At 68.3% G+C, this 12,963-nt stretch carries 16 protein-coding genes and 1 pseudogene; 4 read left to right on the top strand and 13 right to left on the bottom strand.

The genetic code is table 11. The features are described from left to right. Positions 1 to 5 precede the first annotated feature (5 nt). The 4 genes and pseudogenes from WME89_RS49185 (at position 6) to WME89_RS49170 (ending at position 3,249) form a co-directional block, all read left to right on the top strand. The gene (locus WME89_RS49185) at positions 6 to 512 is read left to right on the top strand and encodes a hypothetical protein (RefSeq protein WP_438006419.1); all 507 of its coding nucleotides are present in this window, start codon (positions 6 to 8) and stop codon (positions 510 to 512) included. Between the two features lie 629 nt (positions 513 to 1,141). Beyond that, positions 1,142 to 1,561 carry a hypothetical protein gene (locus tag WME89_RS49180; RefSeq protein ID WP_438006418.1) on the top strand — a complete coding sequence of 140 codons (420 nt, stop codon included), beginning with the start codon at positions 1,142 to 1,144 and terminating at the stop codon, positions 1,559 to 1,561. Continuing rightward, a complete protein-coding gene (locus WME89_RS49175; RefSeq protein ID WP_438006417.1) occupies positions 1,561 to 1,791 on the top strand; it encodes a hypothetical protein in 231 nt (76 codons plus the stop codon). The genes WME89_RS49180 and WME89_RS49175 overlap by 1 nt, the downstream gene beginning before the upstream one ends. A 282-nt stretch (positions 1,792 to 2,073) precedes the next feature. Continuing rightward, positions 2,074 to 3,249, top strand: a pseudogene (locus WME89_RS49170) (IS1 family transposase). A 233-nt stretch (positions 3,250 to 3,482) separates the two neighbouring features. On the opposite strand, the gene recA reads toward WME89_RS49170, so the two are convergent. From recA to WME89_RS49105, 13 genes are all read right to left on the bottom strand, one after another. Next, positions 3,483 to 4,514 (bottom strand): recombinase RecA, encoded by a 1,032-nt coding sequence (recA, locus tag WME89_RS49165; protein WP_438006416.1) that lies wholly within the window; start codon positions 4,512 to 4,514, stop codon positions 3,483 to 3,485. Between the two features lie 97 nt (positions 4,515 to 4,611). Beyond that, entirely contained in the window at positions 4,612 to 4,893 is a 282-nt protein-coding gene (locus WME89_RS49160) for a hypothetical protein (RefSeq protein ID WP_438006415.1), read from the bottom strand. Beyond that, the gene (locus WME89_RS49155) at positions 4,890 to 5,306 is read right to left on the bottom strand and encodes a hypothetical protein (protein WP_438006414.1); all 417 of its coding nucleotides are present in this window, start codon (positions 5,304 to 5,306) and stop codon (positions 4,890 to 4,892) included. Before WME89_RS49155 ends, WME89_RS49160 begins: the two co-directional genes overlap by 4 nt. Next, complete coding sequence (locus tag WME89_RS49150) at positions 5,303 to 5,803, bottom strand: RNA polymerase sigma factor (protein WP_438006413.1); 501 nt, start codon at positions 5,801 to 5,803, stop codon at positions 5,303 to 5,305. The genes WME89_RS49155 and WME89_RS49150 overlap by 4 nt, the downstream gene beginning before the upstream one ends. A gap of 589 nt (positions 5,804 to 6,392) precedes the next feature. Next, positions 6,393 to 6,785: a DUF6573 family protein gene (locus WME89_RS49145; RefSeq protein WP_438006412.1), complete on the bottom strand. Its 393-nt coding sequence runs from the start codon at positions 6,783 to 6,785 to the stop codon at positions 6,393 to 6,395. A 21-nt stretch (positions 6,786 to 6,806) separates the two neighbouring features. Continuing rightward, positions 6,807 to 7,976, bottom strand: coding sequence for a vWA domain-containing protein (locus tag WME89_RS49140; RefSeq protein WP_438006411.1), 1,170 nt, complete (start codon positions 7,974 to 7,976; stop codon positions 6,807 to 6,809). A 9-nt stretch (positions 7,977 to 7,985) separates the two neighbouring features. Continuing rightward, on the bottom strand, positions 7,986 to 9,197 hold the full coding sequence (locus WME89_RS49135; protein WP_438006410.1) for an AAA family ATPase: 1,212 nt from the start codon (positions 9,195 to 9,197) through the stop codon (positions 7,986 to 7,988). A gap of 34 nt (positions 9,198 to 9,231) precedes the next feature. Beyond that, positions 9,232 to 10,161 (bottom strand): hypothetical protein, encoded by a 930-nt coding sequence (locus WME89_RS49130; RefSeq protein ID WP_438006409.1) that lies wholly within the window; start codon positions 10,159 to 10,161, stop codon positions 9,232 to 9,234. Positions 10,162 to 10,279: 118 nt separating this feature from the next. Continuing rightward, positions 10,280 to 11,023, bottom strand: coding sequence for a hypothetical protein (locus WME89_RS49125; RefSeq protein WP_438006408.1), 744 nt, complete (start codon positions 11,021 to 11,023; stop codon positions 10,280 to 10,282). Continuing rightward, the gene (locus WME89_RS49120) at positions 11,007 to 11,294 is read right to left on the bottom strand and encodes a hypothetical protein (protein WP_438006407.1); all 288 of its coding nucleotides are present in this window, start codon (positions 11,292 to 11,294) and stop codon (positions 11,007 to 11,009) included. The genes WME89_RS49125 and WME89_RS49120 overlap by 17 nt, the downstream gene beginning before the upstream one ends. A gap of 162 nt (positions 11,295 to 11,456) precedes the next feature. Further along, complete coding sequence (locus WME89_RS49115) at positions 11,457 to 12,104, bottom strand: JAB domain-containing protein (RefSeq protein ID WP_438006406.1); 648 nt, start codon at positions 12,102 to 12,104, stop codon at positions 11,457 to 11,459. Beyond that, positions 12,085 to 12,435 (bottom strand): hypothetical protein, encoded by a 351-nt coding sequence (locus tag WME89_RS49110; RefSeq protein WP_438006405.1) that lies wholly within the window; start codon positions 12,433 to 12,435, stop codon positions 12,085 to 12,087. Before WME89_RS49110 ends, WME89_RS49115 begins: the two co-directional genes overlap by 20 nt. Continuing rightward, positions 12,432 to 12,578 (bottom strand): hypothetical protein, encoded by a 147-nt coding sequence (locus WME89_RS49105; RefSeq protein WP_438006404.1) that lies wholly within the window; start codon positions 12,576 to 12,578, stop codon positions 12,432 to 12,434. The genes WME89_RS49110 and WME89_RS49105 overlap by 4 nt, the downstream gene beginning before the upstream one ends. Positions 12,579 to 12,963 lie beyond the last annotated feature (385 nt).

Below are 12,963 nucleotides of genomic sequence, written 5' to 3'. Positions count from 1 at the left end.
TAGGGTTGCCGCTGTTCGTCGCTCATCACGAAGCCGGCCACGCCGTTGCTGCGCGGGCGCTGGGCATCGAAATCCTCAGCGCCTCGCACGCGGGCAACCGGCATGGGCTCGTGCAATGCGCTGACATCTCGGCGGACGGCGAAGAGGGGCGCTATCAAACGGCGCTGCTCCATCTCGCGGGGCCGGCGGCTCAGTGTGTGGCGCTCGGACATGACTGGCGCATGGCGATCAGGGTCAGCGGCGGAATCGACCTGCCGGCTGCGATCGCAGCGGTTGGCGACGACGACGTGGCGAGCGTGTTCCGCCCGCTGGCGATTCGCCTGATCGAAGAGCGGCGCGTCGCCCTCGATGCGCTGGCCGCTGGGCTTCAGGAGATGCGGACGCTCACGGGCGAGGAGGTTGTCGCCATACTCGACCGTGCCGACCCGACGCTGGCCTCGAGCATTCTCTCCGTCGGCGCGCTCGTCGAGCGGGAGAAGCGTGCGCAGCGCGCGGGGAGCGGCGCGACGTGAACGCGGCTGGAACAGGCGCAACAGCGCCTGTTCGACCTGTGGCCGGCGACCGGGTATTGGGCAGTGGTCGCGTTCGCCTGAAGCGCGGCCACCCCGTTCCAGCTGCGATCACTTCGCCGCAAGGCGCTCTGCGCGGCCAGCGAAGCCAAGCAATGCGAGCGGGGGGGGGCGCATGTCCTCGGCGTGCGCTCTGTCGCCTCGGAAACTTACGCCAGTCCGACCGACCGGGGCACAGCGCAACGCTGGAACAGAAGAAATATTAGAATTATCGTATCGCACACCACAGGCACACCGCCCCGCTCAGGTCCTGTGCCGTGTCTATTTTTCTGTTTTATTTCATGCACTTAGCGAGTGTCGCTGTAACACGTCGCGCGCAAATGTCAAGTAAAAATGAGGAATTTGTGTTCTGGGATACTTGTTGGTCTCCGACCTCGGATCATACTCCCATCAGAAGGCGACGCGTCCCGGGTTGACGTGCGGGTCTCCGGGCGCGGTGGGGGACCTACGCTTGCAGGTCTCCCTGTGGAATGCATTTGATCGACCTTCCGAGATGAAGGTGCGCCACTACACGCAGTTCGCAAGCGACACGACCCTGCCTGGCGGCAGGGCATGCGATGGAGAAGTGTGCCTTGTATCCCATCGATACCCCTGACATCTACGTGCTCGCTGAAGCTCTCGAAACGGACATTCGTCGTCCACCGACGCATAAGGGAGAGGAACTACTGCTTGAACTCTCCAGTAGCGTCGTCATTGATACCAGAGCAAGGCCAGATGGTACTATTCCCATAGTGCAGCCGATTAGAGCGAAGCTCGTCGCTCGCTGGCTGCTCGATGAGAGCGGCAGCCGGTCTATCGGATGGGTCTACGTGGGCCCGGTTGACCTGAGTCGGTACGCGGACGAAAGGCGTGACAGCGAGAGCCTAGATTTGTGGCTCAGGAGGATGCTGTGGAAGAGCTGCATCCGCGTGCTCATCGTGGAGCGAGAGGGCGACAGCGCCATGATCGAGGCGGAACTCCGCGCCCTTGAGCGCGCGAGAGGAGTAAACTGATGCAGGTACGTTGTAGGATCGAGTCAGAGGCTGACAACCCGACGCCGCTGCGCGACGGCACAGCGAAGTTTTCGAGGGTTCCGGCGAAGGGGGAGAAGGTGTGCCTGTTCTCGGACGCCGACGTCCTCGCCGTCTACATGGTCACCGAAGTGATCCACTTCGCTCATGGCGTGCAGTTGCACGACGAGTACGTCGACGCGGCGTTGACCTTGACGGCCGCCCCGACGTAGCACCGCGGGTTCGCACGTCGGCGCCACGGACTGGCGCCGACGCGCCAGGCGCAACACACCCTGCCCACCGCCCATCGCGACCGCTAGAACGAGCCGCCAAACAGGCTGCAATCGCGCATGCGGGCTATGACATGCGATGTCACAGCCTCGCAGAAAAGCCGGAAAACATAGGTTTTCGGTGCTATTTTAGGTCCTAAGCAAGGCGCCTCCGCCCGGCTGGCACCTGGACGGGGCTGCGAAACATCCGGCGGTGGCCCGCCGAACGCGCATCGCACCGCGAGCATGCGGCCACCTACGGGGAGAGGCAAGGGTCCCGTGGCGAACGAGCTCCCACGCGAGCGGCGGCTTGCCGTGCTCGCGGCCTTGATGGACGGCAACAGCGAGCGCGCGGCCGAGCGCATGACAGGCGTCGAGCGGAAGACGATCCGTCGCTTCGCGCTCCGCGTGGGCGTCGCCGCGCAGAGCCTCCACAACACCATGGCGCGCGATCTCTCGTGCTCTCTGATAGAGAGCGATGAAGTCTGGAGCTTTGTTAAAAAGAAACAATCGCGCGTAACGCCAGCCGAGCACGCGGCTGGCCTCGGTGAGGCGTACACCTTCACGGCGCTCGCGATGCCGAGCCGCTACGTCGTGACATGGCACGTCGGCAAGCGCGACGAGACGAGCGCCGACGCGTTCATCAAGGACCTGCGCGCCCGGCTCGTCGTCATGCCCTCGCTCACGTCGGACGGCTTCACCGCCTACCCGGGCGCGATCGGCACCAGCTTCGGTCCTGGCGTCGACTACGCTTAGGTCATCAAGACGTTCTCGCGGGGTGGCCAGCGGGACGACGATCACCGCTACGAGCCGCCGCGCAACCCGTGGCTGACCCGGCGCGTGTTGTTCGGCGCTCCGAACATCGACGCCGCGACAACAGCGCACGTGGAGCGGAACAACGCCACCTTGCGGCACCACATCGGACGCATGAGGCGCTTGGTGTTGGCCTTCAGCAAAGACCCGGAGCACCACCGCGCGGCCGTCTCGCTCGGGCTCACGCACTACAACCTGTGCCTCATCGTCAAGACGACGCGCGTCACGCCCGCGATGGCGGCCGGCGTGACGAGCCACATCTGGGAGCTCCCAGAGCTGCTCGACGCGCTGCTCTCCGTGCCCGAGACGCCAGCGCCGAGCGCGAAGCCGCTCGCTCCCCGCAAGCCCGAGGGGACCGCCCGCGAGCTCCCCAACGGCAGGGGCTTCTTGCGCGTGGTCCCGAGCGGTGCCGCACCGAGCCCACCCGTCGCCCCGGTGCCACCTCCGCCCGCTCCGGTGCCCGCCGCCGCGCCGGCTCACGTCGAGCTCTCCGCGCCGTCGGCGGAACAGCCCCGCCAGCTAGACCTGTTCGCCTGGCGCCCGAAGCCGAGGACCCCGGTCCAGATGTCCCTGTTCGGGAATCCGCCCGTCTACCCGACGGCGGAATAGTGGGGTTGTTTGCGCCCACAAAGGTGGGGTCGTTTCAAGCAGACTGGGGTAATTACCCCACCACCCGCAACGGGATCGGCGGCCGTGGCGAGACAACTCCGGCGAGGTGCAGTCACCCGGCAGGAGCCCGCTTGCGCAGGGCGCTAACCTCGGGCGGATGTGAGGGGCGGGGAGACAGCCCGCCGCCGAGCGCTGCGGGCTGTCCACCTGCTCTTGTAGTCGCTGCCGACGGCTCAGGTCCCCGCTGCTTCGACCCGCCGGTATGCCTGGGGCTCGTGCCCGGCCGCCTCGACGCCGGCGCGCACAGCGGCGGCCAGGGTCCCGTTCGCGAGCAGCGCCTCACGAGCTCGATCGCGCCCGTGGCCGATGTGCTCGCCGCGGAAGGCCAGGTGCGCACCGTTTTTCTGGATGACCCCGATCGCGAGACCATGGTCGACGAGGTCGCCCGCGGCGTCGATCCCCCTGCCCCAGCGAATGTCGAACTCCGCCTCCTTGAAGGGCGGCGCCAGCTTGTTCTTGACGATCTTGACCCGAGTTCGGGCCCCGACCGTGTCCTCGCCTGCCTTCACGGTTCCGACCCGGCGCACGTCGAGGCGAACGCTCGCGTAGAACTTGAGCGCGTTGCCCCCTGTGGTCGTCTCAGGGCTGCCGAAGACGACGCCGATCTTGTGGCGGAGCTGGTTGATGAAGATCAGCGTGGTCTCGGTCCTGTGCGCGACGCCCGTGAGCTTGCGGAGGGCCTGGCTCATCAGCCGCGCCTGCAGCCCGAGGTGCTGGTCTCCCATGTCCCCCTCGATCTCGGCCCTCGGCGTGAGCGCGGCGACCGAGTCGATGACGATGATGTCGACCGCCGCGGAGCGGGTGAGCATCTCCGCGATCTCGAGCGCCTGCTCGCCGCTGTCCGGCTGGGAGACGAGGAGCCGGTCGATGTCCACGCCGATCGCCCGCGCGTAGGTGACGTCGAACGCGTGCTCGGCATCAATGAACGCCGCGACACCACCCGTCCGCTGGGCCTCGCGCATGGCGTGCAGCGTGAGCGTGGTCTTGCCGGACGACTCCGGGCCGTAGATCTCGACGACGCGGCCGCGCGGGTAGCCGCCGATCCCGAGGGCGGCGTCGAGCGCGAGCGAGCCAGCGCGGATGACGCGGATCTCGGGGATGCAGTCACCACTTCCGAGGGACATGAGGGCTCCCTTTCCGAATTGCTTCTCGATGGCACCGACCACGGACTGGACGGCGCGGGCCTTGCTGACGTGAGCGTTCATGGGGAGGGTCCTTTGCTGGTGAGGGTGTTGCCGAGACAGGAGAGCGCGCCGCAGCAGACAGGGGCTGCGCAGGCGGGCGCCCTTGCGTCTGCGGTCGTCAGGGGAGGCCGCGCTCCGCAGCGTCGAGCAGGTTGTAGATGGTCTCCGTCGCCTTCTCGATGCGGCGGCGCGCCTCGTGTCGGGAGAGAACGCGCTCCTGGACGGGGCGTGTGGCATCTTCGGCCGCGCTGAGCCCCTGGTCCACTCGCTCCCAAAGCGCCGTGATCCACTTGCGCATGTAGCTGGCGTCGTCGAGTCGGATGGAGCCGTTCGGTGGCGGGCGTTCGGTACGGCCGTCCCAGGTGTCGTCGTCCGCCGGGTACTGGCGAGTCTCTGTCATGGTGGATTGCCTTCGGAAGAGAGGGCACGGTGTGCATCGTGATGGCGGGGCGGAGGAAGCTTCTCGCCGTTCTCCAGCTGAGAGTGCACAGCGATTTCGCGCAGCACCTCGCCGGGCGTGCGTCCCTCGTTGTGAGCGATGACCTCGATGACCTTCTCCATCGGCTGCGAGCACAGCCGTGGTCCCCGCACGATGTGTGGCTGGATGCGGATCGACGGGGCGCGCGGATCCGGCCAGCTGGGTGGCAACCAGGCGTAGGGGATGTCCTTGGGCCAGTCGCGCTCTTCCGAGAGCGCCGACGGGTAGCCCTTCGACTCCAGGTAGGTCTCGATGTCGTGGGGAGATACGCACCGGGTGACTGGCTTGCCGGGGAACGTGACACGCATGCGGTGCTTGGGATCGCCGAGGTTCATCGGCCCCCCTTTCGCTTACGCATGCACGCAAGCAGCTTGCGAGCCCGGCGGAGCCGGCTGACAGCGGTTCCGCGGTGCAGGTGCAGCACGCTCGCGATCTCGGTGCCCTCATGACCTAGAGCCGCCAAGGCGAGCACCTCGCGCGCCCAGAGCGGCATCTGCCAGAGCGCGAGGAGCGTCTCCATCTCGGCACGCGCCTGGAGTTGCGCCTCGAGATTCAGACCCACGACGTGGCGCAGAGGACCGACCGGCTCGTGGTGCAGGACCTCATGACGCACGTACGCGCTCTCGAGGTAGTGCGTCGCCTGCCGCCAAGCGACACCGCGGAGCCACCGGCGGAGTACCTGCCGAGCGTTCACAGCCGGGTCGGGACGATACCGGTCCGCCTCAATCGCCTGCCAGGCACCCAGGACGACCGCCTGCGCGACGTCGGCGCTGTCGCGCGCGGGGACGCCGCAGGAGATGAGCGTGGACACGATGAAGGCCCGCTCCGCCATTACCGCCGCGATGCTTGGCCGGACCGGGGAATGTGGCGCAGCGGGTGGATGGCGCGCCCCCTTGCGCCCGCGGCTCACCCGCCCCTCTCAGAGTTTCGGTAGCGGTCAGCCGCCCGGGGAGCGCGCGGCCCGCTGTGTCCTGTGGTGCCGGCGGCCTGTGCAGCGCGCGTGGCCATGGTTGGCGATGAGAGGTGCGGCTCGGCAGCGGTGTGCCGTCGGCTTCGCACGCGGACGCTCATGCCTCCTGCGGGGCGGGAGCGGGAGCCGTACAGCCCCAGCTGGTTGCTGGGCGCGGTGTGGAGCCGGAATGCTCCGATATCGGTCGGGAATGGTGGATGGGAACGAGGGCGCCGCCGCGAAGGCGCACGGCCCCCTTGGCCCGCGGATAGCGGGCGGACTACAATCAGCATGTCGGTACCTCGCACGACGAGGTTTCGGCCACGCAGCCCGGGCGATTGCAGTCGCCGCGGGCTGCACTACTTCAGACTGCGATGAGTGCGCTGCTGCGTCAGGGGAAGAGTTGGCAGCACGCGAGAGCTTCAGGCTCGGTCGGAATGCAGCTCCGGGACGAGCCCGAAGCTGCGTAGTCTCAATCCTCTTCCGGCAGCATGATGGTGATCACGGGCTCGGCGTGGTCGCCGGGACCGCAGACCGCCTTGAGCTCCATCAGCGACGGCTTGGCGGAGTCGGTAACCACATACAGCGAGAAGATGGTCTCGTTCGCTTCCGGTGCACGCAGAGCCGCAGCGCGGAACATCCAGAGCACATCCCACAATCGGCCACGCTCGTCGTTGCGCGCCCGCAGTGCAGCCGGAGTCAGCACGACGTAGCGGTTCCAGACGGAGTGCGTCACGGCGACGGGAAGCTTGATCCCCATCTCCCGGGCCGTTGACGTCACGTCCACCAAGGTGCCATCCGCGATGGCCTGAGCGCGCGTGTACGCCTCGATGACCTCGAACTCGATCTCGTCGTTGTCCGGCATCTTGTTTTCCTCCGGTTGGGATTACGTGGCGCCGGCCAGGAGAGAGACGCTTTCACCCTTCGCGAGCTCTGCGCCACCGAGGCGTACGTAGTGCGCGGCCTTTGCCCGGAGCGGCGAGGTCTCGGGTACCTCGCACTCGATGGCCACCGTCCAGAGCCGCACTCCGAGCGCCAGGCCCTCGCGGAGCGCCGCTTCCTGAGCCGCCTGGTCCCCGTCCACGCCGTCGGTGACGAGGATGATGTCGGCGCCCTGATGGCCCCGGTGGGCGAGCTGCCGGACCTGTTGCACGGCCATGCCGAGCGCGAGGCCGATGGCTGTTCCCCCACCGAGGAAGTGGCGCACCATCCGCAGCACGGCTTCCGTGTCGCCGGGCTTGATGACCTGGACCACGGTGGAGGTCGAGTAGTGGACCACGGCGACCGGCCGCTTCTCATCGAAGGCGACGCGGCAGAGCGCGACGGTCGCGGCTTTCGCCCACTCGTTGCGCGCCGCGTGCATGCTCCCTGACTCATCGAGTGCGATCACGAGCGGCCCCTTCGATTTCTTCGCTTCGCCACGTACGGCGTACTGGGCTGCCCGCCGAGAGGCGATCCGCTCCAGGACGACCGTCTCCAGGACGGGCTCCATGAGCAGCACCTGCTCGGCCGGCAGCAGACGGGACAGGTCGTTGCCCTGCTCGACCGAGTAGACCTCTGCGGGCACGCCGTGGACCCGGCTGGCCCGGGCCCCTCGCAGCGCCGCGTACATGCGCCCAGCGAGGCGAGCGATGCGCTCGACCTGGTGAAGGTCCCCGTGAGCAAGCTCGACGTCGCGGGCGTGGGTCCACGCCGCGCTGACGTCCCAGCCGAACCCCCCGGCAAGATGCTCGGTGCGCCGGGCCTGCGCATCGAAGGCTGCCCACGTCCCCCGGGCGATGCCGCGCAGCTCGAAGGGCGACGCCCTTGGGGGCAGGGCCGGGAGGCAGCCCCACAACCGCTCGAAGGCGTACGCCGCCGCCACGTCATCGGACGCGAGCAGCGCGGCGTGCTCCACCGGCGCGGTGTCCTGCACCGCCTCGGCGAAGGAGCCCGCGAGGGGCTCGCTCCCTGCCCCGACGATCGCGTTCCAGATGTCCCCGGCGATCGCGGCGTCCTGGTCCGCTGCGACCGCCACGGCGCGGTGGGCGCGCCGAGCCTGGAGGAAGCTTCCCATCGCGACCTCCTACAGGGCGTAGCGCCTCGACAGATCGGCCTTGAGCGCGTCGTGGACCTTCTTCAGCTCGTCCAGCTTCGGCTGGATGCGCGCCTGCGCCCGGCGGGACACGCCCTCCTTGAGCTGCTCCTGCACCCGCTTCGCCGCGTCGGTGATGTCGGCGGCGAGCTTGGGGAGCGCCTCCAGGTAGGCCGCCGCCTCCGTGGGCCGGTGGGCGTAGGCGCGCAGGGCTTCGTCCACGACCGTGATCGCTTTCGCCACCGCGCTCCGGTCCACCGTGTCGAGCACGGCGACGACCCGCGCGCGATCGTCCGGCTTCTGCCAGAGGCCGTACCGGAGCGCGGCGAGGTGATCGAGCTCGACCTCGGCGCAGTCGTCGAGCCAGGCCGCGGCGCGGAGCACGCGGGTGAGTGCGATCCAGCGCCGGTCGGAGACGACGATCCCGTTGACCTTGAGCTCGTTCCGGATCCGGAGGAGCTCTTGCACGATGCGCTCGGGCAGCGTCACGCGGCCGACGTCCGCCCGCGCCGCGTCCCACTCCGCGAGCTTGATCTGGGCCGAGGCCGTGTAGGCCGGCGGCGTCGCGACGAGCTGCATCCAGGTCGCGTCCGCCTGCACGTACTCGACCAGGTCCCGCAGCAAGAAGCGGTCGTACACCGCCGCCAGGTTCTCCTCCTCGGGCAGCTCGTTCGAGGCGCCAACGAGCATCCGCAGCGGGATGGTCCGGCCCTTGTAGAGCCGCTCGTTCATCGCCGACAGGAAGGCGTTCAGCACCGAGTCGGACCCCTTGAACACTTCATCGAGGAAGGCGCACTCGACGCCGGCGAGCCGGCCGTCGAGGTTGCGCTCCCAGAGATCGTTCTTCAGGGCGCTGAGCTTCACCGGGCCGAAGTACTCGTCCTCCGTCCCGAACTTGGTCACCAGTGTCTGGAACTTCCGCGCATCGGGGAAGCAGGACAGGAACCCGAAGAACAAGGCGCTCTTCGCCGTACCCGGCGGGCCCACCAGCAGCGCGTGATTGCCCGAGAGCGCAGCGAGCAGGATGCATTCGACGGCGTTCTCGCGCTCCCGGAACGTGGCAAGCAAGCTGTCGCGCACGGTCCGGAACCTGTGCCGCACGGAGGTCATATCAACCGAATTGTTGGTCGTGGACTTCATCATCACCTCGTGTATCTGCACAGCGGTCATGCTGCGCCGGTGCCTCGCCGCGGTGTCACCCACGGCGAGGCGTCTCCTTTCGTCAATCCCGGCCTTCTCAGTCGTTGACCACGGGGATGGTGAACGACACGCCATCGAGCTGGAGCTGGAAGCTGTGCTGGAGCTCTTTGACCCGCGCCGTGATCCGGTCAGCGACACCGGCGAGGACGCCGCGGTAGAGCTCGGCCTTGGCCGTGAGCTCCTTGCAAAGCTCGACCCGCCGCGCGAGCGCGTTCTGGCGCATGCCCTCCGACGCCGCTTTGTCGAGGTCGGCGATGAGCTCCGCGACGTCCGCCTCCAGCGCACCCTGCGCCGCCGCCCTGGCGACGGCGACGTTGTCGGGAGCGTCGTGCATCTCGATCCGGATGGGCTTCACGCCGAGTTGCTCGATCCCCGGCCGGAGCCGTAGCCAGGCACCGCACGTGGACGGCGGCAGCAGGTAGAACCCGCCTCGATCCCGCAGCGGCACGCCGGAGAGCGCCTTGGCCGTCGCCACCATGGCGAAGGAGATGTCCCGCGTCTCGGCGTGCGCGACGAGGTGGTTTCCGTGGGCGGCCATGGCCTCGGCGTGCGCGAGGGCCTCGGCGATCGAGGGCGCGCCGTCGGGCGGCAGGCCCACGATGGTGCCCGTGTGCCGGTCGACCCGGCATCGCGCACCGCAGACGTACTCGTCGCCGGCCTCGCCTTCGCGGGTCTTCTGCACGTAGATGCCCACCGCGGCGCTCGTGTCGCCCTTGGGCCGCGCGAAGGGCCGGACGAGGATGCCGGCCGGGCGCTTCACCTCGGCTGCGGCCCGCGAGAGCGCGGTGGCCGGTTCCATGTCCGGGATGAGGTGGCCGAGCCCCTCGGTCGCGAAGACGCGGCGAGCGGCCTCGCGCGTCACATCGATCCGGTCGGTGTTCCAGGAGATGAGATCGCCGATGTGACGACCTCCCGCGGCGGCGAGCCGTCGCTGGGCGCGCTCGAGCGTCGCCGGTGCGCTGTTCATCGTGTAGACTCCTTGTCGTAGAGAGCGTGTGTTGAAGAGGGGAGCGGGCGCTGTGCGGATCGAACCGCACGCTGCCCAGAGCAGCGGTCCACCAGAGCGCGAGGGACCGCGGGGATTGCTAAGCCGAGAACGCAGCTTCGGTGAGAGCTTCGGCGAGCCATCCCGCGCTGCGAGGAGCGGCTGGCGCTGCGTTCGTGCGATCCGGGCGTGGGGCGTCTTGGATGCGATATCCCGGGGAAGCTGAAGCCGGAGCCGGCCGGTCCTTCTTAATGGCAGGCGCCGGGATGCTGACATTGAGGACGTGGGCGGACTCGCTGGCTGGCACCACCTGCGAGTAGACGCTCAGCCCGCCACGCCCTTGATGCCAGCGGAAGTGGAGCCCAACCCGGTCCACCCAGCTCACCAGATCAGCGAACTGCCTCGGAAGCACCTCCGCGACCTCGACCAGCTTCTTGCGGGGCAGGTGTACCGCGAAGACACGGCTCACCAGACTGATGTGCTGGATCGTCACATCCGCGAGCAGGTCGCCGAGGAGGACGTTCAACTCCAGCAGCGCCGCGCTTTCCCGCCAGACTGCCGTCATGGCAAGTCGCTGCGCTGCCGCCAAGACGGCATCGCGACGGGCAGCCTGATGACGCAGCGTGCGGGCTTCAGCTCGGTGCTGGAGGAGCGCGCGAACCCGGGGAGCCGCTGCTTCATCGAGCTGGCCCGCCAGTGCCCGAAGCTCGCTGGCATCAACGCCGAGCAGCACCGCGAGCTCCTCGTCGTGCTCGGCGACGTAATCCCCGATGTTGTGCGACCCGGGCTCGAGCGCGCGAAGAACGCGCTCGAGCCCTGCCAGGCCGCTACGCCGCCCGGCCATGAACGATCACGCCCTCGTCGGGGTTCGTGGGCTCCGGAAGATCCAGATCCGGCGAGGGGACCGGCAGTTGGTCGGGCCGCTTCTTCGCCTTCACCAGGTCGCGGGCGAACTCGTGATCGGGGCTGTTGCCCAGCGCGGCGCGGCGCAGCCGCCGGGCAACGGCGAACGGATTCATGCTGCGCGGCACGCGCAGGGAGGCGGTGCCGAGCGACAAGAGCAGACGGCGCTCGGCCAGGGTCGAGGGGCGGAGCGTACGACCGTTGACGCGCATGAGATGTTCCTTTCTCCGAAAACGGAAAGGCGCCCGGAGCACGAGAGCTCGTGCCAGCGGGCGCCCTGAGGAATGTGACCTTGTAATGTGGTGAATCGTCAGCGCCGCTGTAGACCGAGCACGGCTCGACGATGCAGTTGGTACGGTCTGTCGGCAGTCTTCTTACTGGATGATGCAGAGGTCGAGCATGGAGCTGAATCCTCCGCCGCGACCTCCAATGATGATGTGGTCGACCAGAGGAATGCTCACGAGGTCAGCAGCCCTCTTCATCGCCGTCGTGAGCGCGATGTCCTCCGGGCTGGGCATCGGATCCCCGCCCGGGTGGTTGTGCACGAGGACGAACGCGCTGGCGCCGGTACGGATGACCGGCCGCAGCGCATCGGCGACGGTGAGCGCGACGCTGTGCTTCCCGCCCCGTGCCACTTCGAGCTCGGCCATGAACTCGTTGCGGCCGTTGAGCGCGATGCCGAGCATCACCTCGTGAACGAGCCCGCCCAGCCGGTCGGCGTAGATGCGGGCAATGTCCGCCGAGCACGAGAACTTGTGCTTCGGCAGCGAGGGGTAGCCGCTACGGACGAGCTGCTGCAACGCCAGGACGGCGCTGCGCTGGACACTCGTGAGCCCGAGTCGCTCCAGCTCGTGCTCGCTCAGGTCTCTCCAGCCGCCTGCGGCGCGGGCGAGCCGGTCCGCGATGCGCCGGCTGCGCAGCACGGTGCGGAGCAGCTCGTCCTCAGGCGCGGCCAGGGCGCCCCCGAGCTGCACGCCTGGGGGCTGAGGCCCGAGGTCGGCCTCACCGCGGCCAGCCGGCATGTCCGTCGCGCCAGTAGGGCTCGTCGTCCTCGTCGAACAGGGACCGCTGGCCGTACGGCGAACCGTAGTGCGGTGTGCTGGGCGGCACGGACGGGCCCATGTAAATGCGTGGCGCCGGGCTCTGTCGTGCGGCGAGCATGACGATCGGCCGGTTCCGGTCGACGATCACGATGCCGGTGAACGCCGCGCCGTCGGCGCTGAAGAGCTCGACGCCCGGGGGCGGGGTAGCCGCTTCCCGGAGCCAGTCGAGCATCTCCGCGGCCGTCGGCATGCGCTGGGGCAGACCGTGCCGGAGCAGCTCCAGCAGGGCCTCGCCGATCAGCTCGCTCACCGCGACGGCCAGATCGCCTCCGACACGGCCGCGACGAGGAGGCCCGCGACGGCGGCGGCGGCGCCCTTCTTGAGCGCGTCGTTGCTGAAGACGCGGACGACGTAAGGGAGGGCCGGGGACAGGTTGTCTGTGGTCTCGGACATGGATCTCTCCTGAGCGCTGTTGATGGCGCGATTGATGTGGACAGTTGATGGGGACAGGGGTCGTAGAGGGCAACCCAAGCTGAGGGCCGCGATATACAGGGGCCGCTTGGGGATCAGCCCATGCAGGCCATGAGTACCTGGGCGACCATCGTCAGGACGGCCGCAGTGATCCGCAGCGCCTTGAGCCAGAACTTCGGGTTCTTCATGGGCGTGATGCTCCCGGAGGGGAGCGCTCCTTCGCCATTCTTATTCCCCGATTTTACTTGATTTGGTGCCCAACAACGAGCGGCGCGATGGTCGTGCCCTTCGCTTCTGGCCTCATGGCGGCCTCGCAGATGACCACACCTCTCGACGATCCCCCCGCTGTCGAGCGGTCCCACCTCCC

This window comes from Sorangium sp. So ce321, assembly GCF_051530195.1.
Classification (GTDB): domain Bacteria; phylum Myxococcota_A; class Polyangia; order Polyangiales; family Polyangiaceae; genus Sorangium.
This window is presented reverse-complemented; position numbering and strand designations above follow the sequence as displayed.

What these genes read in the sequence shown, in the direction of transcription:
- WME89_RS49115 (WP_438006406.1), bottom strand. Translation starts at nt 12,104, where the DNA reads ATGCCGGCTGGCCGCGGTGAGGCCGACCTCGGGCCTCAGCCCCCAGGC.
- WME89_RS49175 (WP_438006417.1), top strand. Translation starts at nt 1,561, where the DNA reads ATGCAGGTACGTTGTAGGATCGAGTCAGAGGCTGACAACCCGACGCCG.
- recA (WP_438006416.1), bottom strand. Translation starts at nt 4,514, where the DNA reads ATGAACGCTCACGTCAGCAAGGCCCGCGCCGTCCAGTCCGTGGTCGGT.
- WME89_RS49155 (WP_438006414.1), bottom strand. Translation starts at nt 5,306, where the DNA reads ATGAACCTCGGCGATCCCAAGCACCGCATGCGTGTCACGTTCCCCGGC.
- WME89_RS49105 (WP_438006404.1), bottom strand. Translation starts at nt 12,578, where the DNA reads ATGTCCGAGACCACAGACAACCTGTCCCCGGCCCTCCCTTACGTCGTC.
- WME89_RS49160 (WP_438006415.1), bottom strand. Translation starts at nt 4,893, where the DNA reads ATGACAGAGACTCGCCAGTACCCGGCGGACGACGACACCTGGGACGGC.
- WME89_RS49150 (WP_438006413.1), bottom strand. Translation starts at nt 5,803, where the DNA reads ATGGCGGAGCGGGCCTTCATCGTGTCCACGCTCATCTCCTGCGGCGTC.
- WME89_RS49120 (WP_438006407.1), bottom strand. Translation starts at nt 11,294, where the DNA reads ATGCGCGTCAACGGTCGTACGCTCCGCCCCTCGACCCTGGCCGAGCGC.
- WME89_RS49145 (WP_438006412.1), bottom strand. Translation starts at nt 6,785, where the DNA reads ATGCCGGACAACGACGAGATCGAGTTCGAGGTCATCGAGGCGTACACG.
- WME89_RS49130 (WP_438006409.1), bottom strand. Translation starts at nt 10,161, where the DNA reads ATGAACAGCGCACCGGCGACGCTCGAGCGCGCCCAGCGACGGCTCGCC.
- WME89_RS49140 (WP_438006411.1), bottom strand. Translation starts at nt 7,976, where the DNA reads ATGGGAAGCTTCCTCCAGGCTCGGCGCGCCCACCGCGCCGTGGCGGTC.
- WME89_RS49125 (WP_438006408.1), bottom strand. Translation starts at nt 11,023, where the DNA reads ATGGCCGGGCGGCGTAGCGGCCTGGCAGGGCTCGAGCGCGTTCTTCGC.